This is a genomic window from Parachryseolinea silvisoli, assembly GCF_021190955.1.
GTDB classification, from domain to species: Bacteria; Bacteroidota; Bacteroidia; order Cytophagales; family Cyclobacteriaceae; genus Ohtaekwangia; species Ohtaekwangia silvisoli.
This window is the reverse complement of record NZ_JAIOAO010000002.1, coordinates 179073-202015: the sequence shown is the minus strand read 5'-3', so window position 1 is coordinate 202015 and position 22943 is coordinate 179073. Positions and strand designations below refer to the sequence as shown.

At 53.6% G+C, this 22943-nt stretch carries 14 protein-coding genes; 9 read left to right on the top strand and 5 right to left on the bottom strand.

What is annotated here, in order from left to right; genetic code table 11:
* Nucleotides 1-157 precede the first annotated feature (157 nt).
* Nucleotides 158-8752, top strand: a complete 8595-nt coding sequence (locus K7P01_RS10580) for a beta strand repeat-containing protein (RefSeq protein WP_267292709.1) — start codon at nucleotides 158-160, stop codon at nucleotides 8750-8752.
* A gap of 507 nt (nucleotides 8753-9259) precedes the next feature.
* On the opposite strand, the gene guaB is transcribed toward K7P01_RS10580, so the two are convergent.
* On the bottom strand, nucleotides 9260-10732 hold the full coding sequence (guaB, locus tag K7P01_RS10575) for an IMP dehydrogenase (RefSeq protein WP_267295318.1): 1473 nt from the start codon (nucleotides 10730-10732) through the stop codon (nucleotides 9260-9262).
* Between the two features lie 160 nt (nucleotides 10733-10892).
* Between guaB and K7P01_RS10570 the strand changes: the two genes are divergently transcribed.
* The 5 genes from K7P01_RS10570 to K7P01_RS10550 all read left to right on the top strand — a co-directional run bounded on the left by K7P01_RS10570 (nucleotide 10893) and on the right by K7P01_RS10550 (nucleotide 16188).
* The gene (locus tag K7P01_RS10570; protein ID WP_267292707.1) at nucleotides 10893-11576 is read left to right on the top strand and encodes a septal ring lytic transglycosylase RlpA family protein; all 684 of its coding nucleotides are present in this window, start codon (nucleotides 10893-10895) and stop codon (nucleotides 11574-11576) included.
* A 101-nt stretch (nucleotides 11577-11677) separates the two neighbouring features.
* Nucleotides 11678-12469 (top strand): sulfite exporter TauE/SafE family protein, encoded by a 792-nt coding sequence (locus tag K7P01_RS10565; RefSeq protein ID WP_267292705.1) that lies wholly within the window; start codon nucleotides 11678-11680, stop codon nucleotides 12467-12469.
* A 248-nt stretch (nucleotides 12470-12717) separates the two neighbouring features.
* Nucleotides 12718-13992 carry a Glu/Leu/Phe/Val family dehydrogenase gene (locus tag K7P01_RS10560; RefSeq protein ID WP_267292703.1) on the top strand — a complete coding sequence of 425 codons (1275 nt, stop codon included), beginning with the start codon at nucleotides 12718-12720 and terminating at the stop codon, nucleotides 13990-13992.
* Between the two features lie 129 nt (nucleotides 13993-14121).
* Nucleotides 14122-14781, top strand: a complete 660-nt coding sequence (locus tag K7P01_RS10555; protein WP_267292701.1) for a phosphatidylserine decarboxylase family protein — start codon at nucleotides 14122-14124, stop codon at nucleotides 14779-14781.
* Nucleotides 14782-15045: 264 nt separating this feature from the next.
* A complete protein-coding gene (locus K7P01_RS10550) occupies nucleotides 15046-16188 on the top strand; it encodes a fatty acid desaturase family protein (protein ID WP_267292699.1) in 1143 nt (380 codons plus the stop codon).
* On the opposite strand, the gene K7P01_RS10545 is transcribed toward K7P01_RS10550, so the two are convergent.
* The 4 genes from K7P01_RS10545 to K7P01_RS10530 form a co-directional block, all read right to left on the bottom strand.
* The gene (locus tag K7P01_RS10545) at nucleotides 16185-18164 is read right to left on the bottom strand and encodes an STN and carboxypeptidase regulatory-like domain-containing protein (protein ID WP_267292697.1); all 1980 of its coding nucleotides are present in this window, start codon (nucleotides 18162-18164) and stop codon (nucleotides 16185-16187) included. The genes K7P01_RS10550 and K7P01_RS10545 overlap by 4 nt on opposite strands.
* Entirely contained in the window at nucleotides 18148-19185 is a 1038-nt protein-coding gene (locus K7P01_RS10540; protein WP_267292695.1) for a FecR family protein, read from the bottom strand. Before K7P01_RS10540 ends, K7P01_RS10545 begins: the two co-directional genes overlap by 17 nt.
* Before the next feature lie 5 nt (nucleotides 19186-19190).
* Entirely contained in the window at nucleotides 19191-19769 is a 579-nt protein-coding gene (locus tag K7P01_RS10535) for an RNA polymerase sigma-70 factor (RefSeq protein ID WP_267292693.1), read from the bottom strand.
* 111 nt (nucleotides 19770-19880) lie between these two features.
* Complete coding sequence (locus K7P01_RS10530; RefSeq protein ID WP_267292691.1) at nucleotides 19881-20465, bottom strand: hypothetical protein; 585 nt, start codon at nucleotides 20463-20465, stop codon at nucleotides 19881-19883.
* 54 nt (nucleotides 20466-20519) lie between these two features.
* Between K7P01_RS10530 and K7P01_RS10525 the strand changes: the two genes are divergently transcribed.
* The 3 genes from K7P01_RS10525 to K7P01_RS10515 are packed head-to-tail and all read left to right on the top strand — an operon-like array spanning nucleotide 20520 to nucleotide 22865.
* Nucleotides 20520-21164 carry a DUF4254 domain-containing protein gene (locus K7P01_RS10525; protein ID WP_267292689.1) on the top strand — a complete coding sequence of 215 codons (645 nt, stop codon included), beginning with the start codon at nucleotides 20520-20522 and terminating at the stop codon, nucleotides 21162-21164.
* Nucleotides 21165-21173: 9 nt separating this feature from the next.
* The gene (locus K7P01_RS10520) at nucleotides 21174-22223 is read left to right on the top strand and encodes a glycosyltransferase family 9 protein (protein WP_267292687.1); all 1050 of its coding nucleotides are present in this window, start codon (nucleotides 21174-21176) and stop codon (nucleotides 22221-22223) included.
* A 27-nt stretch (nucleotides 22224-22250) separates the two neighbouring features.
* Nucleotides 22251-22865 carry an HAD family hydrolase gene (locus tag K7P01_RS10515; protein ID WP_267292685.1) on the top strand — a complete coding sequence of 205 codons (615 nt, stop codon included), beginning with the start codon at nucleotides 22251-22253 and terminating at the stop codon, nucleotides 22863-22865.
* Nucleotides 22866-22943: the final 78 nt, after the last annotated feature.

The following is a 22943-nucleotide window of genomic DNA, read 5'->3' as shown; positions in this document are numbered from 1 at the left end:
TACATGGCAGGAAAATGGGCTCAAGGCGTAATATTTTTCCGCTTACCTTTGTAAAGCCGGGGATATGTACATATTGGAAAGTCTCCCCGAAAAACCCCCTCTTTTTACTGTTCAGTATGTGCATTTTTTCAGCTAACGCTTAATCTTAATAGGTCATATGGTTCCTTCAATCTTTAAAACCGGCTGGCGTGTGTCCATTACCGTGCTTGTTTTTTGCACCCTCCTGGGGGTTCAACTGGCGAGTGCTCAACAAACGTTTTACAGCCGAAATGCCACAACAGGTGGCAATTGGGACTCAAATACTACATGGTCAACCACCGGCCATGGTGGCGCGGCTCCCTGCGGAGCGTGTCAACAAACGCCGGGTCCCCTGGATAATGTGATCATTGCCGCCAACCACACGGTGATCTACCGGTCTGCCAGCCAGCCTGCAGTCGCGTTGCGATCGGTCCTCAACCTGACCGTGAATGGTGTACTGCAATTTGGCAACAACAATAACGCAGGTATAACATTTTCGGTCCTGAACGACGTAACTGTCAATACCGGCGGAACAATCCGCAACGGTGCGACGGGTACAAACACCCACACGTTTAACATCGGCGGTAACCTGGAGAACAACGGTACCTTCAACTTCGGTACGGTGCCTGCGACCACAACCGTTTCGACTACAGTCGCTTTTACAGGCTCGGGTCAAACGATTACCGGTACGGGTAACCTCATTCAGCTCTACAACATGACCAACAGCGGCGGGAACGTATCGACCACCCAGCCGCTGCGTATAAACGGTGCGCTCAACTTTGCCAGCAACGGCCTGCTGTCGGTGCTCAATCCGGCAAACATCACGTTGACCAGCGTCGCGACCATTACTGGCTATAACGCAAGCCGCTACATTGAGCTTGACGGTAAGGCTACCTCTACCAGCCAATTGATCCGTGAAACCTCCAATAGCGTCAACCCCTGGCGCATATTCTATCCTATCGGTACGCCTACCGGTGGCTATACTCCGCTCGATTTAAGTGCTGCAGGCGTCGTGGCCGGTACGGCCCCCACAGCCAACAGTACAGTATCGATCAAGCCGATCTTCAATACAAGTATCCAGGGGCAGTTGCGGCGTACGTTCCGCCTGGTTGTAGCTGGCAATGCCGCCGCCACAACCCTCAATGCTGGTGCTCGCTTTTATTATAATGAATCGGAAGACGTTTCGGGCGGTGACGTGGAGGCCAACTACGACACCAACTGGTTCCTGAATGCCGGCAACGGTTCATGGACCGCCATCACCGGTACTGTCACGCCGGGCAGCGACTATTTTTCTACCGGAGCATCGCAACCCCTCAACACCGGCACTTACTATTATACCACGGGCACCGCCAACGCATACCCCATGACCTGGTACAGCTACCAGACCGGTTTCTGGAAAAACTGGGAGAACTGGACGCAAGACCCCTCGGGTACCACGCTGGTCAATCCACTCAACCTGCCACCGCAACCCGGTGACCAGGTCGTAATCCTCAACGGCTTTACCATTACCGCGGATACTTCTAATCTCGTTCTCGGCAGTACCACGATTCAGGGTGGTGCCGTGCTCGACATGACGACCATGACCAACAATACCCTGGGTACCGTAAGCGGTGCTGGTCTGTTGCGTATCGGTAGCGTCAACCTGCCGGCCGGTACGTATACCAACTTCGTGGCCGCCGGCACCGGTGGTACCGTGGAGTATTACAACACCGGTGGTGCGCTTTCGACAACACAAACAGTTTATAACAAGTTGTGGTTGACCAACAGCACCAACGCCGCCATCACGTTTATCAGCGGTAGCGACCTGACTGTCAACAGTGACTTCAATATTACCCAGACCGGCGGTAGCGGCACCGTTACCTGGCAGATCAACAACGGCGCCGCCACCCGCCGAACGATCGTGTTGAGTGGTAACCTTACAGTATCGGCCAACGCCCGTATTCGCACCAGCGCAGGTGCCCCTACCGCGGCACACCGAATGACCATCACGGGCAATATTGTCAACAACGGCTCCATCAAACTCTTTGACGACACCGATGCGCAGCTGACGGACGCCGCCTATACGGGCGGTACGATCTATAACCTGGCCTTAAAAAACAACGCCGTCGAACTGACCGTTACAGGTCTGAGCGACAACAGCTTTACGCTGAACGGGCAAACCGACTTTTACCGGCTCATTGTTAACAAAGGTACCGGCCAGCAGGCCATGCTAACGATCAACTCTTCTAACGTAGCCAACTTCCGTCTGTTCGGTCCCACCAACCAAAACTACTCAGGCGGAGCGCCTAACTATATATCCGACAATGCGCTGTCGCTGATCAACGGTACGTTGCAATTACAAGGAACCATCACCATTCCCAACCTCGTGATAAACGGCGGCGGTGGTATCGGCGGGGGATGGCCCATTCCGCAAAATGCTGCCCTGTGGGTAAACGGCGACAATATCAATATTCAGGTTACCAACACAACTGACACCGGCGACAACGGGCGTCAGATCTATGTATTCGGTTTGCTGCGGCTTACCAAAGGCACGATGAACCTCGGCTTCTCGCGCGGTTTGCTTGGCGGTGGTTCGGGTGTATTTCAGATGGAAGGTGGTACCCTTAACACCTGGCAGATTCGAACGACCTATCTCGGTGCCAATAACCGCTTCGCATACAAACAGACCGGTGGTTCGGTGAACGTAGGAACAGCCGGACAGGTAGGCCCCAGCTTTCACGAATATCCGCGCTTTGCGCTGCCCTACCAGGAGTGTACATTTGAAATGAGTGGTGGCAACCTGACCGTGGCAAACCCTACAAATGCCACAGGCCAGACGCTTAATGGTGGTATGCTTATCTACGCCGCCTCATCAAATATCAAAGTGACAGGCGGTAACGTCTATGCGCAGCTGCCGGCGAGCGCTGTGAACTTTACCATCTGCTCCACAGCGCCGTTCTATAACCTGGATATTAGTAAGACTAACACGACGGGCGCTTCCGGCGCGGTGTTGGCCTCGCTCATCTTTGACGACGGTACCGCCTATACGCGGCCGGCGCAACCGCTTATCATATTAAACGACCTGACCATCAATGGGGGCAATGCTCACCTGGATTGCAACAGCCTCGACCTGACAGTCGGCGGAAACTTCCAGATTGCTGCAGGCACAACCTATCGCCCGGACAACAATACCACGACGTTCAACGGCACAGGTGCCCAGGCCTGGACGCAAAGCGGTACGATCACTAACCTATACCGGGTGGTCATGCAAAAAACAGCCGGCACCCTCACGTTGGGTGGATCGGGTACATTCCCGAACATCACCTCGTCGCTGGAGCTTACAAATGGCACGCTGGCCGACAACACCAAGGTGCTGACCGTCACGGGTACACTGAGCAACAGTGCAGTACACACCAGTACGGGGACGGGTGCCATCGTCCTGAACAACGCAGCATCTAATACCATCGGTGGTGCGAATGGAACGTTTGGAAACCTAACTATTCAAACCGGCGCCGTGGTATACACAGCCGGTAAACAAACCGTGACCAATACACTCCGCCTGGTCACCGCCAATACAACACTGAACATTGGGTCGTACAACCTGACCGTGGTAGGTGCCCTTGTGGCCACAGCCGGTTTTGGCAACAACTGTAATATTGAGACCAGCGGCTTGCAGAATGCCGGCGGGTTGACCCGCCAGGCCACTTCTGCTGTGGACTTACTCTTTCCGATGGGAACGGGTAGTGCGCTGTATACACCCGTCACCATCAACGCCACCGCTACCACCGCGGGTACTATTACCGTTCGACCGGTAAATGGCGCGCATCCCAACGTTACCACCACCGGACAGAGCGTACAGTTCTACTGGCGTGTAACCAGTGAAGGCTTTGCCGGTCTGGGCGCTGTCTCTCATAAAACCTATACGTACGGCACCGCCACCCGCGATAACGCAGGCGCTGGATATCGGGCTGCACGTTACGATCCTGTAGCTTACAGCTGGTCGTATAGCAATGCAGCCTACGCATCAAACGCGGCCCCCGGCACCACAACCATTGCCCTGGGTGCATCACCGTATGCGTTCAATACGGGTACACCTGGCGCCTGGGTGAACAGCGCGGGCTCTATGCTCGATGGCGAATACACGGCTGGTAATACGGCTGCATTCCAGGCAGTAACGGTATACTACAGCCGCCTGAACGGCGCCTGGAACGCAAACACAACCTGGAGTACGAACCCCGACAGAGTGGCAGCTGCTGCAGGCACACCGTGTCTGACCTGCCCGGTAGTAATCGGCGCGGCAGACGGCTCGCTGGCGCACACTGTGACGATCACCGATGCCGCCAAGTCATGCGGTAGCCTCGAGCTAAACGTCAATGCCTTCCTGGACTGCGGTACGATTACGGGACACAACTTCGGTACCAACGTAGGCGGTGGTACAGTGGCAGGACGTGGAACACTACGGATTGCTTCAAACGTATTCCCCGCGGGTGACTTCATCAACTTCCTCGGCCCCGACGGCGGTACGGTAGAGTGGTATGGCGCATCGAAAACGCTGCCCGCGGAAGGCCCACTGCCACAGAGGCTCAACCTTCTTAATTACTATAACCTAATCATTAACCCGACTTCAGCGGCGGCAATCATTACGGCATCAGCAAACGACCTGCTGGTATACCACAACCTGACCAAGACTGGCGTGGGCAGTTTCTTTATTGACAATACAGCAAACCGAAAACTGGCTGTCAATGGTGACTACGACATTCTACAAGGTACATTCAGCCTTCGGTCTACCTATGCTGTAGACATGTTTTTAGGGGGTACGACTACGATCGCGGCCGACGGTACGTTTAACATGAGCGGCACCAATGCACAGACACACAACATTACTATTGACGGCAGCATAGTCAACAACGGGAGGTTGCAGCTGCGTAACAGTAACCATGTGGCGAATCTTTTATTTACCGGTGCAGCAAATGCGTCCTTTACGGGCACGGGTGTCAACGGCACGGTGTTAAATCGGGTTACGCTTGATAAAGGTACCTCCCAGACGCCGGTACTGATGTTTGACGTAGGGGGAAGCGTACAGACGCTCACCAATGGATGGTTGACGTTGCTGAACGGTACATTCGAATTTAACAATGAGAATACCTATGTGTTGAGCACTGCGGCGTATAATATCCCTGCTGCTGCCCGTTTGAAAATAGATAAAGGTCAGGTAGATATCATTAATAGTGGTAACGTCAATACCGCGGATCTAACCCTGGCGGGGACGCTGGAGATAACGGGTGGCATTGTCAACATCAATCCACTTGTTAATAATCAAAATTTTAATAATGATATAGAATATGCCTCGGCCGGTACGCCGAGCATTATTGTGAGCGGAGGTACGCTGTATGTAAACGGTTCTATCCGTCGTGCAACAACGACGCTGTCCGGTGCACTGGCGTATACTCAGTCCGCTGGTACGGTAACAGTCGGCGGTCGAAACGCGGCCGGTGTTAACACCCGTGGTGTTTTTGAGATCGAGAACAACCCGGGTAGTAGCTTTACCATGACAGGTGGTACGCTGTCAATCAGTCGCTCGACGGGAGGAACGGCCTACGCCGACCTTTACATCAACCCCGTGACCAGCCACGTATTGCCCGGTGCAACCATCGAGATCGGCACAAACACCACCACTACCGTTAGTGCCGCGCTCAGCCTGAACATTGTGCCGACCATCGGCAATCTGAGCATTCTCGGTACAACGACCAAGCAAACCGTCAATATTCGCTCCAGTAAGCTGAACCTCAGTGGCACGTTGGAGATCAACAACAACACCGAGCTTGAGACCAACACGCTGGATGTAACGATCGGTGGTGACCTGAGCATCCTCGGTACGGGTATATACGACGGTACGATCGGTGGCGGTAACACCACCACCTTTAACGGTAGCGGTGCGCAGACCGGCGACCTGACTGCCACCAGTACGTTCCAGAACATCACGATCGACAAAGGCGCGGGTGTCGCAACCCTGAACGGCACAGCGTCGATCAACAACCTGAACATCTTGCGCGGTGTACTTTCAGTGTCGGGTACACTGAACGTAAACGGTAATATCGTCAACAACAGCACACAGGTGGGTAACGGTCTCATCATGATGAGTGGCGCGGCCACCACGCACACGATCACCAGCGGTGGCGGTTCGTTTACAAACCTGAGCCTGGGTGGTACCGCCCTGACAAAGACGGTGGATGTCGTGGGTAACACCATCATCAACGGCACCCTTAACTTCACAACATCCGGTACATACCGCTACCTTAACATCGCCTCCAATCAGCTGGTGTTCGGAAACCAGAACACCCCGGTAAGCAATGCCGGCACGAACCGTTTCATCCGTACCAACGGTGTATCGAGCGATCTGGGCGTTGTGCGTAACTGGCCCACCGGCACGAACACCTTTACCTACCCAGTCGGTACACGTACCAACTATACGCCGGCCACCTATACCCTGAACGTATCGACCCCGGGCCGCCTGACAGTTATCGCCGTGAACGAGCAGCACCCGACCGCCAGCGCTAACGGCGAATATATCCTCAACTACTACTGGATGGTGCAGCGTGACAACGCGCTGGTCTATGGCAATACGGGCACACATACCTATCAGTTCCCGTCGGGCGTGATAGGGGGTGGCAGCGGTACCTTCGTGGGCGCACACCTGGACGCCATTAATCTGATCGGCTGGACCCGGCCCGTGGGTGCGTTAAACGCAGCCGCTGCCGACCCGCGCATCCTGACCATCACCGACGGTCTGACAATCGACGCAAGTCCTACCGTGCCGGCGAATATGCCGCAACCCGGCGGTGAGTACCACTATACAGCCGGTACGACGCAGACCTTGCCCAACCCCGTGCAACCGGTATATACCCGCTTTGCAGATACCAACGGAACCAGCAACCCTACGACAGCCTCCAACCAGGCCACAGGCTCCAATTGGAACCTGGCTACTAACTGGACGTTGTCGTCTACGGGTTATGGTACACCGCTGAGCAACGTACCCGTCGGCCGCCCGGTGGTGATCCTTCCCGGTGCCCGCATGAATATGAACACCTCCGGTCAGCGCGCGTTTTCCACCCGCATTGACGGCCTGCTATATACGGGTTCACTCGGCACTCCGACAGTAGGCCACAACCTTGGTGCGATTAGCGGTACCGGTACGTTGCGTACTGCAACCAATACACTGCCGGCAGGTAACTATACACAGTTTGTGTCCGCCGGTGGCGGTACGATTGAGTACATCGCCCCGATGACAATGAACAACCGTAACACATACAACCACGTAAGTGTGATCGGCTCCGGCATACTGACGATGACGAACACCGACCTGATCCTGAATGGCAATATGACGATTGCCGCGGGCACAACGCTGGACAACTCCACAAATAACCGCGATATCACGATTGCTGGTAACTGGAACAACAACAGTACCTTTAATACCGGTACGGGCGCAGTGATCTTTACCGGGAACAACACACAGACGGTCAATGGCTCGACAGCCTTCTACAACATGGGCTTGTCAAAATCCGGCGGCCGGGTAGTTCTCAACGGTACGGCCACTACCACGGTGAACAACGCGTTTACCTTCACGACCGGTTATATGATAACATCGGCCACCCACCCGCTGATCTTTGCGCCGGCGGCAACCTGGACGGGCGCCAGCGAGCAATCATTTGTAGCAGGCCCGATGCGCCGCGACGTCGCGGCCGGTGGCAGCTTCCAGTTCCCTTCCGGTGGCTTTAACACCCTGGCCCCAACAAACCGTTATCGCCCCGCGCGCCTGAGCAACACGTCTGCGGCCGACACCTGGACCGGACAATACATTGCAGGCGACCCGACCACCGACGGCTTCAACAGTGCGACCTTTAATACGGTCAACGTCGGCGACGTCAGCGTTCACGAATACTGGATCGTCTCACGCAGTGGCTCGGCCGTATCGGACCTGACGTTGAGCTACGACGTGGGCAGCTATAAGCCACCGAGTATCGGTGTCGTACCGAACTTGCGCGTGGTACGCTGGGCCGGCACTCGCTGGGACTTCCCTCCGGGCGCGACGTCCTTCACACAAGACGGTTCGACTACCGCCGGCACGGTAACGGTATCAACAGTGACAAACTTTAGTCCTTTCACCCTGGGCTCGACAGATCAGTTCACGCCGCTGCCGCTGAAGTGGATCGACTTCACAGCACAACGCGCCGGCACCGGTATAGCACTGGACTGGATAACCGAGAAGGAACGCAACGCCAGCCACTTTGAAGTTGAGCGTTCAGAAGACGGTCGCACCTTCGCACAGATCGGCACGGTTCAGGCGCTGAACAGCGAAAGCAAGAACAAATACGACTTCTTTGACAAGAAGGCCAACATGCAGACGCGCTATTACTATCGCATCCGCCAGGTGGACTTCGATCAACAAAGCTCGTATAGCAACATACTGACTGTACTCGAAATCACTGGTGAGCAAAACGCAAAAGCGCGCTGGGCCGTAACGCCAAACCCGGTAGTAGACCAGGTAACATTCTGGCAGCAAGACGACACCAGCAACGGTCAGCTGCAAGCTATATTGACCACAGCCACAGGGGTACAGCTATTCGTCGGCGCCGGTACGCTGGAGAAACTGAACGAACGCATAGAGCGCGTAATGAATACCGCCGGAGCCGGCGTCTATATTTTGCAGTTGTCCGATGGCAACTATCAAGAGAAATTCCGCCTGGTGCACTTGTAAGCACTCGTTGGCCAAGAATAAAACAGGCTGCCTGACTCAGGCAGCCTGTTTTTTTGGGGTATACATACCACCTAGCACACCCTCGGAATCGGCTTCGGCAGCTCCATGCGAATCGTTTGCTTGTGCGTAAACACCCGGCCGGACATATCGGTGGTACGAATTCCTGCGCGACTTCGCCCTGCGCCTGAGAGATTGGGGCGGGCTCCAACGACTTCTACGCAGTGTCCGCGACCGGGCGTCAAAATGTCCGCAAAAGACAGGATATTCAATATATAACCAATAATTAATCAATAGATAACGAATAGATATCCAATACTTAAGTAGGTATTGAATATCTATTGTAAATCTCTTACTGAAAATCTACTGAAGTATTCAATATTTTAGCACACGACAGACCTGGAACAGGCCTTCGGTCACGTACCAGCCGGCACGGCCGAGTCTTGCTAAAAACAAAAAAAGCCGCCCCGGATGACGGAGGCGGCTTTCAGGCCCAACAGGGCATTGCTATTATTTACGGCTGTAATTCGGCGCTTCGCGGGTGATGCTAACGTCGTGCGGGTGGCTTTCGGTGACACCGGCGGACGTTATTTTCACAAACTTGGCCAGTTTCATTTTCTCAATGTTTTTGGCACCGCAGTAGCCCATGCCGGCCTTCAGGCCGCCGACGAGCTGGTACAATACTTCCGATACCAAACCTTTGAATGGCACACGCCCGGAGATGCCTTCGGGCACCAGCTTTTTGATGTCGTCTTCTACGTCCTGGAAATAGCGGTCTTTCGAGCCGTCTTCCATGGCCTCGAGCGAGCCCATGCCGCGGTACGATTTGAACTTACGACCTTCGTAGATGATCATCTCGCCCGGAGCCTCGTCGGTACCGGCCAGCAGGGAGCCGATCATCACGCTGTCAGCGCCGCCGGCAATAGCCTTGACGATGTCGCCCGAGAAGCGGATACCACCATCGGCAATGACCTTGGTGTCGGAGCCCTTCAGGGCTTTAGAAGCTTCGTACACCGCGCTCAGCTGCGGCAGGCCTACACCGGCTACCACGCGGGTAGTGCAGATGCTACCGGGGCCTACACCCACCTTCACGGCATCGGCACCAACTTTCGCCAGCGCCTTGGCCGCCTCACCGGTAGCGATATTGCCCACGATCAGGTCAAGCTCGGGATATTTTTTCTTTACCCGCTTGGCGGCTTCCATCACACCTTTGGAGTGACCGTGCGCGGTGTCAATGCTGATGACGTCTACGCCCGCCGCCTTGAGCGCGTCGATGCGGTCGAGGATGTCGGGGGTGACGCCAACGGCGGCGCCTACACGCAGACGACCGAACTGGTCCTGGCACGCCGTGGGCTTGTTGCGTTTTTTCTGAATGTCTTTGAACGTGATCAGGCCGATCAGCTTATTCTTTTTATTGACGATCGGCAGCTTCTCGATTTTATACTTCTTCAGTATATCTTCTGCTTTTTCGAGTGTGATGCCTTCGGGAGCGGTGATGATATTGTCTTTCGTCATGATGCGCTCTACCGGCACGCTCATGTCTTTCTGAAAGCGCAGGTCGCGGTTGGTGATGATGCCGAGCAGCTTGCCATGGTCGTCGACAACCGGAATCCCGCCGATCTTGAACTCACGCATGATCTTTTCAGCATCGGCCACGGTAGAATTAATGGCCAGTGTTACCGGGTCGAGAATGAGACCGCTTTGGGAGCGTTTTACCTTACGGACCTGTTCGGCCTGCAGGGCAATCTTCATGTTTTTGTGAATGAAACCGAGGCCGCCTTCCATGGCGATGCCAATGGCAAGCTCCGCTTCTGTTACGGTATCCATAGCCGCCGAAACAATCGGAATGTTCAGCTTGATGTTTCGCGTGAGGTAGCTGGAGGTGTCTGTGTCGCGGGGGAGAACGTCTGAGTAGGCGGGCACGAGAAGCACGTCATCATAGGTGAGGGCTTCAAAAAGGAACTTAGAATTATCGAGTGGCATGGCAAATAATTTACGAGTCATTATTTGCCGGGCAAAGGTACACTTTAATGAATAATACGCTGTGGTATGCTGAATATTTCTTTCAAGGTATGGTACAGGCGCCTATTTTATTCTGAAATTGGGCCGCCTGCTCTATTTTTGGCTGTCTAACCTATCGTTTATGAGAAGAATATTCTTTACGCTTTGCTTTAATTTTTTCCTGGTGCTCGCGTTTGCACAGGTCCAAACGGGTAAAGCTTCGTTTTATGCCGACAAGTTTGACGGTGTTACCACCGCCAGCGGCGAGAAGTACCGGCACAACAAATTGACGGGTGCCCACAAGACACTTCCCTTTGGTACAAGGGTACGGGTGACCAACCTGGCCAACAACCAATCGGTGGAAGTGGTGATCAACGACCGCGGTCCCTGGGTAGAGGGCCGCGTCATCGACGTGTCGCGCGCAGCGGCCGAGCAGCTTGGCTTTGTCAACAAAGGACTGGCCGAGGTAAAGCTCGAAGTGATCGACCCCGGCGATGGCAAGACCAGCGACCTGGGCCGGCCCGTCGACAACGTGATGGTGGAGGAGAAAGAGTTTTACAGCTTTGAAATTGAACGCCTGACCCCCAAGGGGTACGGCGTTCAAATTGGTACCTATCAGGAACTGGTGAACCTCATGCGTCTGACAGAAAATCTCAAGAATTCGTACAAGAAGAAAGTGACAGTACAGGTAAAAGTCCTTAACGGCGTAAAATATTATGGCCTCATTCTGGGTAATTTCAACTCACGGGCAAAGGCCGAACAATTCCGCGCAGATATCCTTCCTAAGTTCCCAGACGCGTTTATTGCGGAATACAACCGCCAGTAATCGCATCTCATACATCCTCTACCGACTGACTCGATAAATTTCATTTCATTAAAATAAGATCGTCCTTTGCGCGCACACGGGGCGAGTATATTTTTTTGTTTATGGAGATCATCGGGTATGTAGCATCGGTCGGCATCGGCCTAATCCTGGGGTTACTGGGCGGCGGCGGTTCGATCTTGTCGATCCCCATTCTGGTATACCTGTTTCACATGGACCCGGTCACGGCCTCGGCCTATTCACTTTTTATCGTCGGCATAACGAGCCTGGTAGGCGCGGTGCCCAAGTATAAGGACCACCTGGTAAACCTACGCACGGGCTTTTTATTCGGGATTCCGTCGGTGATCGGCATCTTCGCCACCCGCAAGTGGGTAGTGCCCGCGATACCCGACGTGATCTTTACCTCGGACTCGTTTATGCTTAGCAAGCGTTTTTTGCTGCTGGGCCTCTTCGCCGTGCTGATGATCCTGGCGTCGTTCTCCATGATCCGCGAACGCAAGGAGCGCGAGAGCAATGAAGATCGCATCCGTCATTTTTTAGTGGTCGTTGAAGGAACTTTGATAGGTTTTCTGACGGGACTGGTAGGCGCCGGAGGCGGTTTTCTCATTATTCCTGCATTAGTACTGTTAACAGGGTTGCCTTTTAAGACCGCGGTGGGTACATCACTTTTTATTATTGCCATTAATTCCCTGACCGGCTTTCTGGGCGATGTATTGAATTATACCATGGACTGGACCTTCCTGCTTTCCATTACCCTACTGGCCGTCGTGGGCATTCTGGTGGGCAACCGGTTGGCAGGGGCATTTTCTTCGCGTCAGCTGCGCAAGAGTTTTGGTTGGTTGGTATTGTTCATGGGCCTTTATATTCTCACCCGCGAGCTTGCGTTTAATGCCTAGTCGCCGGATTGGCGACAGATTTTTTGCACGGCCTGCACGTGTTAAAAAAGCAATAAACTTTGGTGAGAATTCAAGAAACTGCATGTAAATTCTGCAGGGAAAAACACGCGATTAGATAAGTATTAGAAAAGTGTTGCGGACACGAGCTTTTGTTTGGAATTGAAAAGGCGTGATTCGAATTTATTTATCTTTGCAACCGTTTTAGTAACGGTTTTTCCGTATAAATAAAGACTTCTAAAAATTATCCTATGGCCTATATTGAACCGGCTCCCTTGAAGGACAAAGAAAATCCCTTTGAAGCCATGATGTCTCGTTTCCATGTCGCCGCGCAGATTCTGGGACTGGAAGATGAAATCTACAACGTATTGAAGAATCCTGCCCGGCAGGTGATCGTGTCGCTGCCGGTGACGATGGACGACGGCAGCATTCGGGTATTCGAAGGATACCGGGTTATTCACTCGACGATCCTCGGGCCTTCCAAAGGGGGCATTCGCTTTGATCCGCATGTAAACCTGGACGAAGTAAAGGCCCTGGCGGCCTGGATGACCTGGAAGTGTGCGGTAGTAGACATTCCCTACGGTGGCGCCAAGGGTGGCGTGACGTGTAACCCGCGCGAGATGTCGGCTGGCGAGATCGAGCGCCTGATGCGCGCCTATACGCAGACGATGGCCGATGTGTTTGGTCCCGACAAGGACATTCCCGCCCCCGACATGGGTACAGGCCCGCGCGAAATGGCGTGGTTGATGGACCAGTACTCGCGTTACAAAGGCATGACCACGCACGCCGTCGTAACCGGTAAGCCGCTCGTGATGGGTGGTTCGCTGGGCCGTACAGAGGCCACAGGGCGCGGTGTAATGGTATCGGCCATGGCAGCCATGGAAAAGTTAAAGATCAATCCCTATAAAGCGACCTGCGCCGTGCAAGGCTTTGGTAACGTAGGATCGTGGGCAGCGCGTCTGCTGCACGAACGCGGGTTGATCGTACAAGCGGTGAGCGACCTGTCGGGTGCTTATTTCAACGCACAGGGTATCGACATTGAGAAGGCCATTCAGTACCGCGACGCCAACAAAGGCTCGCTGGAAGGATTTACCGGTGCAGAGAAGATCAGCAACGACGACCTGTTGACACTGCCCGTGGACCTGCTGGTGCCGGCCGCTACCGAGGACGTGATCACCAGCTCAAACGTGGTGAGCATCAAGGCGCGGCTGATTGTGGAAGGGGCTAACGGGCCGACCTCATCAAAGGCCGACAACGTGATCAATGAAAAAGGCATCATGGTGGTGCCCGACATCCTGGCCAACGCTGGTGGGGTGACGGTGTCGTACTTCGAATGGGTGCAGAATCGCCTGGGCTATAAGTGGACAGCCGACCGCGTAAACCGCCGCAGCGACCGGATCATGAAAGACGCCTTTAACAACGTATATAAGACCTCACAAGAATACAAGGTGCCCATGCGGATCGCGGCCTACATGGTGGCGATCGACAAGGTGTCTAAGACCTACAAATACCGCGGCGGCTATTAATCGTGTCCCGAAGCGGTATTTGACCAAGAATCGCATATTTTTGCAGCAGCAGGCCGTCAGGGCTTGCTGCATTCTTTTTACAGGATGCCGGGAAATTGAACTAACCGATTTTAAAACTTTCGAACGACTATGACCATTCACCGCGAAGGCCGCCTTCTCCTGTTTGTACTGCTGATCTTGCTCTTTGGCTTGAACTGGGCCATCCTGTACTTTTTCCCGCAGAGCGTACTGGTGCAGAACAGCGTCATTTTTGTCAGTGTGATTTTCTACCTGGTGATCCTTCAGTTCTTCCGCAATCCTATCTTCGACATCACCCAAGGTGACAAAACCGTACTGGCCCCGGCCGACGGCAAGGTGGTGGTGATTGAAGAGACTGAAGAGACCGAATACCTGAAGGGCCGGCGCAAGCAGATCTCCATTTTTATGTCGCCGGTAAACGTGCACGTAAACCGCATGCCGGTAGGGGGTACGATCAGCTTTTATAAATATCACCCGGGCAAATACCTGGTGGCATGGCACCCCAAGTCAAGCACGGAGAACGAACGTACAACCGTGGTAGTGAAAACAAAAGACGGTGTAGAAGTACTGTTCCGTCAGATTGCCGGCGCACTGGCGAGGCGCATTAAATGTTACGTTACGGCCGGTCAGCATTTAGAGCAAGGCCAGGAATTTGGCTTTATCAAATTCGGCTCACGTGTAGACATTTATCTGCCGCTTGATGCAAAAGTAAAAGTTAAGATTGGTGACATTACTAAGGGCGGCCGCACCATAATTGCCGAAATGCCGTAGCCATGCGCCCACGTGGGGAGTCGATATGACGTATATCATATTTTCAGAATATCATAACAATGCGGCGAGAGCCGCATTTGTTTTTTATACAGTTATAGGCGCAGGCTAACTACTGTTGGTCGGGTCTGTCATGTAATATTTTTTGCAATTCCTCCCGATTACTACATACGTGTTGTAGGAAAGTAATCGTTAACTTTAGGACGCTTGTAATGCCTAATTTTACTTCACCACTAAACTTGGGCAGCTCATTTTCCTAACCAACATATGAAAGGATCATCCCCCATTAAGTTCTCTCCCCGCAGAGGAGATTTCTTTACCACCCTCACGCAACGGGTAAACGAACATTTCAAAAGCACAGGCACGCCGCGGCAAGCAAACACCGAGATGAAGATCAAGACGGTGTTCATGTTTGCGCTGTATCTCACGCCGTTCATCCTAATGCTGACCGGTGTTGTGCATACCCCCCTGGGTATGCTCGCGATGTGTATGGTCATGGGGGTGGGCGTGGCCGGTATCGGCCTGTCGGTGATGCACGACGCGAACCACGGGTCATATTCCAACAAGCCCTGGCTTAACAACGCGCTGGGCTATTCGCTGAACATTGTCGGCGGCAACGCCTTTAACTGGAAAGTACAGCATAACGTGCTGCACCATACGTATACCAACATTCATGACGTGGACGAGGACATCAGTCCCCGTGGTGTGCTGCGCATGACGCCGCACGGCGAGTGGAAGGCCATCCACCAGTTCCAGCATATGTATGCGTGGTTCTTTTATGGCCTGATGACGCTGGTGTGGGTGTTTGTAAAAGACTTTGTGCGCCTGGTGCGCTATCAGCGCGATGGCATGGTGAAAAAACAGCGTGCGGACATTCGCACAGAGTGGATCGTGCTGATCGCCACGAAGGTGTTATACTTTGTGTATATCCTGGCTATTCCGATGCTGGTGCTTGACATCACCTGGGGGCAGTGGCTGATCGGCTTTTTGGTGATGCACTATATAGCAGGCTTTATCCTGGCCGTGATCTTCCAGCCGGCGCACGTTATCGACGGTACCGAATATCCGCTGCCCGACGATGGCGGCAATATGGAAAACAGCTGGGCGATTCACCAGTTGCTGACGACGACAAACTTTGCGAATAAGAGCACATGGTTTTCCTGGTATGTCGGTGGGCTGAACTTTCAGGTGGAGCACCACTTGTTTCCGAACGTATGCCATGTGCATTACAGAAAGATCTCTAAGATCGTAGAGAATACGGCTATCGAGTTCGGTATACCGTACAAATCAGAGCCTACGTTCTGGGATGCACTGGTAGGCCATACAAAAATGCTGAAAGAACTGGGGCGTCGTCCGGCGACAGTGCCAACCGATGCAGCACCGGTCGTGGCGCCGGTGGCAGCGCATTAAAAGAACCGAATACCGATTTTAGCACCCCACCACATTTGCAGCAGCCTGTCATCGCTGAAGGTGCGGCGGGAGACGATCGACGGTTTGTAGTCGGCGAACAGCTCGGGATATTCGTAATCTGTGTCGGTAATGTTGCCGTTCAGCGTGGCACCTGCCACGAGACCGAGGCCGCGCGACAAGCGATATTCTGCCCCCAGGTACAATTTATTGATCATGTTAACACCGTCAAAATTGTTACCCGCCACGACCCGGCTGCACGTAAGGTCGATGTTGAGGTACACGCGGTTGGAGATGCGTGGCGCAGTACCGATACCATAGCCGAAGGTCCAAAAGGTCTCATTTTTTTCGAGGGTATTGGGTCGTACACCGGCGGTGATAATGTTATAAAACTTGCGCACACCGGTGCGGAAGGCCAGGTTGGTATAAAACACTTCGTCGGCCGAGAGCTCCAGGGTATGATAGCCACCTTTGCCGACAATGCTGAGCAACCCGACAGGGACGCCGCCTACCTCGCCCGTTATGTTGAGCAGGCCTGCCTGTACGCCTTTCAGACGGCGCGCGAAGTTCACAATGCCTACCTGGACACCTTTCAGGTTGCCGGTGGCAACGTTCAAAATACCTGATATTTGTGCGCCGCGCATGCTATCCGCTACTATGTTGACAAGACCGGCTACCTGGGGTCCCTTCATGTAGCCGCCGGTAACGTTGACCAGGCCACCGATCTGTACGCCCTCAGCGCTGCGCAGGGTAAAGTTTACCAGGCCGCTTACCTGTACACCGGTCATGGAGTCGGTTACAAAATTGTAAAGCCCGGCCACTTGCAAGCTCCGGGCATTCCTGAATGAAAAATTAAAAAGTCCGGCGATGTGCGGACTTTGTTGTTTTCCTAGGGTGATGTTGGCTAGCCCTGCCAGCCTTGGACCGAGCGCGTTCCGTCGCGAGAAGTTGACTAATCCTGCAATGCTGACGGCATGCGCGGTATCCCACGTGAAGTTGATGAGCCCCGCAATCTGTACGCCGTGTACCGATGCCAGGCTGGCGTTGGCCAGGCCGGCGATTTGTACCCCATCCGTTCGGCCGCCCACAGCGTTGACAAGCCCCGCCATTTGTACACCTTTTACCTCACCTTGTACTGCGTTGAAGAGGCCCCCCACTTCCAGCTTTCGAACACCTAGCGAATAGCCCCCCAGGTAGTTGACCGAATAATCGTTAATGATGTTACCGCTCAACGCATGGTTGCTGCCGACAAAGGGGACAAAGGAAAACTGAAAATGGCGATACATCGTGGTGTCGATGTTTTCCATGTTGATGGCTTGCCGCGTGGCAGCAACCGTGCTCATCCAGAAACGCTTCAACTTGTTGCCGACACTATCTGCCATAACGTTGATGCGCTCTTTATTAATTTTCAACGGAATGTTGAGCAGGCCGCGATGGTTCGGTACGGCAATGAGGGTGTCGGTATAGTTTGCCTTGTTGACGGCCAGTCGTACTTCTTTGTTCGACGGCTTGGGGACTTCCAGTTGGAAGTATCCGTAGGCGTTGGTGATGGCCGACTCCAGGGTGATCGGGTCATAGACACTCACATTCTGGAGCGCCTCGCCGGTGGCTTCGTCAATGATATAACCGCTTATTTGCCGGGTGTCAGTAAGCTTGGCTTGCAGCGCGGTGATGATGATATACCGTCTGCGCTCGCGGTATTGAACGCCGCCGACAAAGATCTGATCCAGCACCTGGCGCACAGTCTTTTTAGTGAACTGTTGCGTGACGCGGCGGTTGCCATCGATGATCGAAGAGCTATACGAGAATGTGCAGCCAGCCTGTTGCCCCAGTTTTTTTAGAACCTCCGCGATGGGTTCATTCTGACACTGCAGGGTAACGACGCGCTCCAACAGCGGAGTCTTCAGATCGTCGGCCCACGCCGCCATCACGAGCAACCCGGCCAGGAGCGTGATACCCGCTTTACGGATTGCAGCCATGGCCCTCTAGGGTCAGCGTGTCGCCCGTTTCGTTCACGGTAAGGCCGAATGTATCCGCAATGACTTCGGCAATTTCATCGATTTCGTCATCAGGGAACGATGCGTTTAGGAGAAAGTTACAGTTCTCGATATTTTTGCTGATGACGATCTTTTGGTCGTATACTTCGTTGAGTATGGCCGCGGCTTCTCCCAGCGGTGTGTTGCTGAAGCTAAAGAACCGGGTCTTATAGGCCAACACATTGCTATCGGGCTTTTCGATGCTGAAGGTTTTGGTAGCGCGGTTATAAACACCTTTGCCACCGGCCTGCAGGCGTACGCCGGAGTCGCCTTTGGTAAAGAATTCTACTTCGCCTTCGACCACAACAACCTCTACGGTATTGGACTCTTCGTACGCTGTAACGTTAAACCGTGTGCCGATATCGCGGATAAAGACGTCGCCCACATCCACAATAAATTTTTTGGTGTCTTCGTGGTTGATGCTGAAGTAGGCTTCGCCCTTTAGTTTGACGGTGTGGGTCTGTTTCCTCTTGTCGTAGGCATAGACCAGCTTGGTCTGTTTGTTCAGGTATACATCGCTGCCATCGGGCAGGGTGTCGGCTACTGTCTGTCCATCGGCTACGACGGTTACCGGGCGGATGGCTTCGGCGGTGTTGGTCACGCGGTAGGCCAGGTAGCCCACGCCGAGCAGTATAAGCACACTGGCGGCAATGCGCAGGTATAGGTTGCGGTGTGCCGGTGCATGCAGTGGACGTACGTTGTCTTTTGCCGGGGGCGCCTCGGTTGTTCCTCGCTGGCCGCGCATTTTGCGTTGCAGGTTGTTCCAGGCGGCGTCGGTGTCAAAGGTCTGTAGCGTTTTGACGGTACAGGCTTTGTCAAAGATCGTTCTGAACTGGCGCATATACCGTACGTTGGCTTCGCTGGCATGTTCCCATGTCTCTATGCGGGCAGCCTCTTCCGCAGTCGCTTCTCCGGCAAGGTACTTGCCGATCAGCTCATCGATATCGTCTGTGGTATGTTGCACGGTGGTCAATTGATAAATCCATTTATGAAAAGGATCAGCAGGGGCAGGTAATCTTTTAGCTGCTCGCGCATAATCCGCAGGGCTTTGCCCATCTGGTTCTCTACCGTTTTTATCGACAGCCCCAGTTGGTCGGCTATCTCGGCGTATTTTAATTCTTCGAAGCGGCTGAGCTTAAAGATCAGGCGGCACTGTTCGGGCAGTTGCTCCATGGCCTCGCAGATGCGCACTTCCAGCTCAGAGGCCATCACCGTGCGGGTAACAGACTCGACACTGCGTTCCGCCACCGCCAGCTCACCTTCTATGTGGCGCTGCTTGATCTTCTCGTGCTTGAGCAAATTCAGACACGCGTTCCGTACCATTGCATAGAGATAGGGTTTTACGGCGGTGTGGATTTCGAGGGCCTCCCGTTTTTCCCAAACCGATAAGAAGGTGGATTGCACCACTTCTTCCGCATTATCACGGTCCTGGATGAACGTGTAGGCGTAATTACAAAGCGATTGGTAATAAGTTCGGAACAGCATCTCAAAAGCAGGTTGGTCGCCGGTTTTCAGCGAGGTTGGGCTTATCTGTTCAGTAAATTCCACTGCTTAGGATCGTTTCAATGAATCGTTTAACAGCGAAATTTACGGTTTTAAGCCGTTGAGGTTAAGACAATTCACAAAAGTTTTACCCCCATGTCGCCGAAAAGAAAAAAATTAAACCGGCTCGCCGACCCAAAATGGGGGATTGCCATAGATTCTGACAATGCCGTCGTGTGTCGCCTGGTAGCCATTTTCGACGGTTTCCAGGCCGTCCATCGTAAGGGTATGACTGTCTGCGGGGCGCAGGTACAGCCGGCTGCCGGCGGGCAGCCATTTCTCGAACTGTGTTGACAGCGACCACCTTACGTCGGGGCTCAGCAGCGTGATCTGCAGGGCGGGGAAGTCGGCCGCGCGGCGGAACATCGCTTCAGTGGACGAGGCGAGGATGTTCACCATGGAGTGACGAGTGGTAGCCAGGTGTTGCAAGGCACGGGCGATGGGGTCGTCACCGGGTTGGTGGGGCAGGACGACGAACGGCATCTGTTCGAGGAGCTGCAGCTCGATGTCGGTGGCGTGGGCGGCAAGGCAGACGACGGCATCGATTTTGATACCCCATGCCTGGACATGGTCGAGGGTCTCCTCGGTAACGATCACGAGGGGTACCCATTCCAACAGCGGCTCAGCTTGTTGTAGCGAGGCCGCGCTGGCGATGAGTAGTGCCGGCTCCTGACCTTCCCGTACGAAATGATGTGATGACATAACCGGTGTAAAGTAAACACCACAGGCTAAATTTTTATCGTGCCTGTAACTGAAATGAAATTAATTAAATTGCGCATTAATCAAGAACGTATGCTATCAGCCCGTCAGTGCTATGAAGTTTTCCGCCGCAGTATTGCAGACTATCATCGGACCGATGATGTAGACACTCCGGTGAAAAATCCGAATGCTTCCGGCACATTCGAAGCCCTGTTGTATGCTAAGAACTGGATCGACACGGTGCAGTGGCACCTGGAAGATATCATCCGCCTGCCGGAGATCAACCCGGTGGAGGCCGTGGCGCTGAAGCGTCGCATCGACAAGTCCAACCAGGACCGTACCGACATGGTGGAGCAGATCGACGACCAGTTCGTCGCCGAGTTCGGTGGCGTAACGCCCCAGCCGGGCGCACGCATCAACTCCGAGACACCGGCCTGGCTGCTGGACCGCATGAGCATTCTGATGTTAAAGATCTATCACATGCGTGAGCAGACCGAACGGACCGACGCCAGTGCCGATCACATCGCCCGGTGCCAGACCAAGCTCGCGGTGTTGCTCGAACAGGAGAACGATATGGCGTTGGCATTTGATGAGCTGATTGAAGATATAGGCCGGGGTACACGGCGGTTCAAAGTATACCGTCAAATGAAGATGTATAATGATGCATCGCTCAACCCCGTATTGTACGCGCAGAAAAAATAAAAGACCTCGTTGAAAAAGATCCTGATTCTCCGTTTTTCGGCCATGGGCGATGTCGCGTTGCTGGTGCCGGTTGTGAAATCGGTTACCGCGGCGTATCCCGACATCGAGGTGACAGTGGTGACACGTCCGAAGTTCTGTACGCTCTTCTTCGACATGGAGCGTGTGCAGACCTTTCCGGCAGACGTAGATTATACGTATACGGGAGTGTTGGGCGCGCGCGACCTGTTTGGTAAGCTATTGCGCAAAGGTCCGTTTGACGTCGTGATCGATATGCACGATCATATTCGCACCATGATGTTGCGTACGATGTTCCGAATATTCGGCACCCGGGTCGTGGTATTTGACAAAGGCCGTCCCGAGAAAAAAGCTTTTACACGCAAAGAGAACAAAGTCACGACGCCGTTGCCGCATACGATAGACCGTTACCGGCAGGCGTTTGAGAAAGCGGGATTTCCGTTTGCCATGGTGGCGCCGCCGTATGTCGCGCTAAGCGAATCTATTCAGTCGGCTTCCGGATGGTTTGCCTATAAAAAACATGCGGACGGTGTGAAGTGGGTGGGCCTGGCGCCTTTTGCCATGCACAAGTCGAAGATCTGGCCATTGGAAAATTACCCGTTGCTGATCGAGGAAGTGAGCAAGCAGACGGATGTGAAGTTCTTTTTGTTTGGTGGTGGTGAAAAGGAGGTAAAATACTTCGAGTCGCTGAAGAAACAATTTCCTGATAAATGCGAAGTGATTGCGGGGCAGCTTAAGCTGCGCCAGGAGATTGCCCTGATGCGGCACCTGGACCTGATGCTGTGTGTAGACTCTTCGAACATGCACCTGGCGGCACTATCCGGTATACCGTTGTTATCGATCTGGGGTGGTACCGACCCCGATGTGGGCTTTGGCCCATATGGCTATGGTGCACAAAATATCATTCAGATACCCCGCGAAGAATTACCCTGCCGGCCATGTTCGGTCTATGGCGTAGAGAAATGCCTGCGCGGCGACTTTGCTTGTCTCACGCGAATCACCCCCACCGCCGTTTCAGAAAGATTACTGACATTGCTCCGCTAACCAGCGCGCTATTCGATATCCTTTTTTATGACTACTGTAGACACGATCATCTTTGACCTGGGCGGCGTGCTCATCGACTGGAATCCGCGTTACCTGTATCGTAAAATTTTTAAGACCGAAGAAGAAATCACCTGGTTCTTTGAGAATATCTGTACGCCGGCGTGGAATGATGAGCAGGATGCCGGCCGTTCCTTTGCGGAAGCAACGGAGGAACTTGTCTTAAAATATCCCGAACACGAAGTGGCGGTGCGTGCGTGGTATGGCCGTTGGCAAGAGACTATTGCGGGTGCTCTTCCCGATACCGTTGCTATTCTGCGCCAGCTGAAGGAGCAAAAGGGTCATCGCTTGTATGCACTGACTAATTGGTCGGCTGAGTCGTTTCCGTGGGCGTTGGAGAACTTCGACTTTCTGCATTGGTTTGAAGGCATCGTGGTATCGGGCGCGGAAAAAACGCGCAAGCCTTTTCCGGACATTTACCAAATTGTATTCAACCGCTATAGCGTAGACCCTGAACGGGCTGTCTTTATCGACGACAACATCAAGAACGTTGTGGGCGCGCGGGATGTGGGTATGCATGCTATTCATTTTCAATCGCCTGCACAGCTTCGCCAGGAGCTCGATCAGCTAGGGGTAAAGTTATAGCCGCGGATAGCCGGCTTTTGATACGTGTTGTAAATACATTGTTCTTTGACGTACGCAGGTGAATACGATAAACTACGT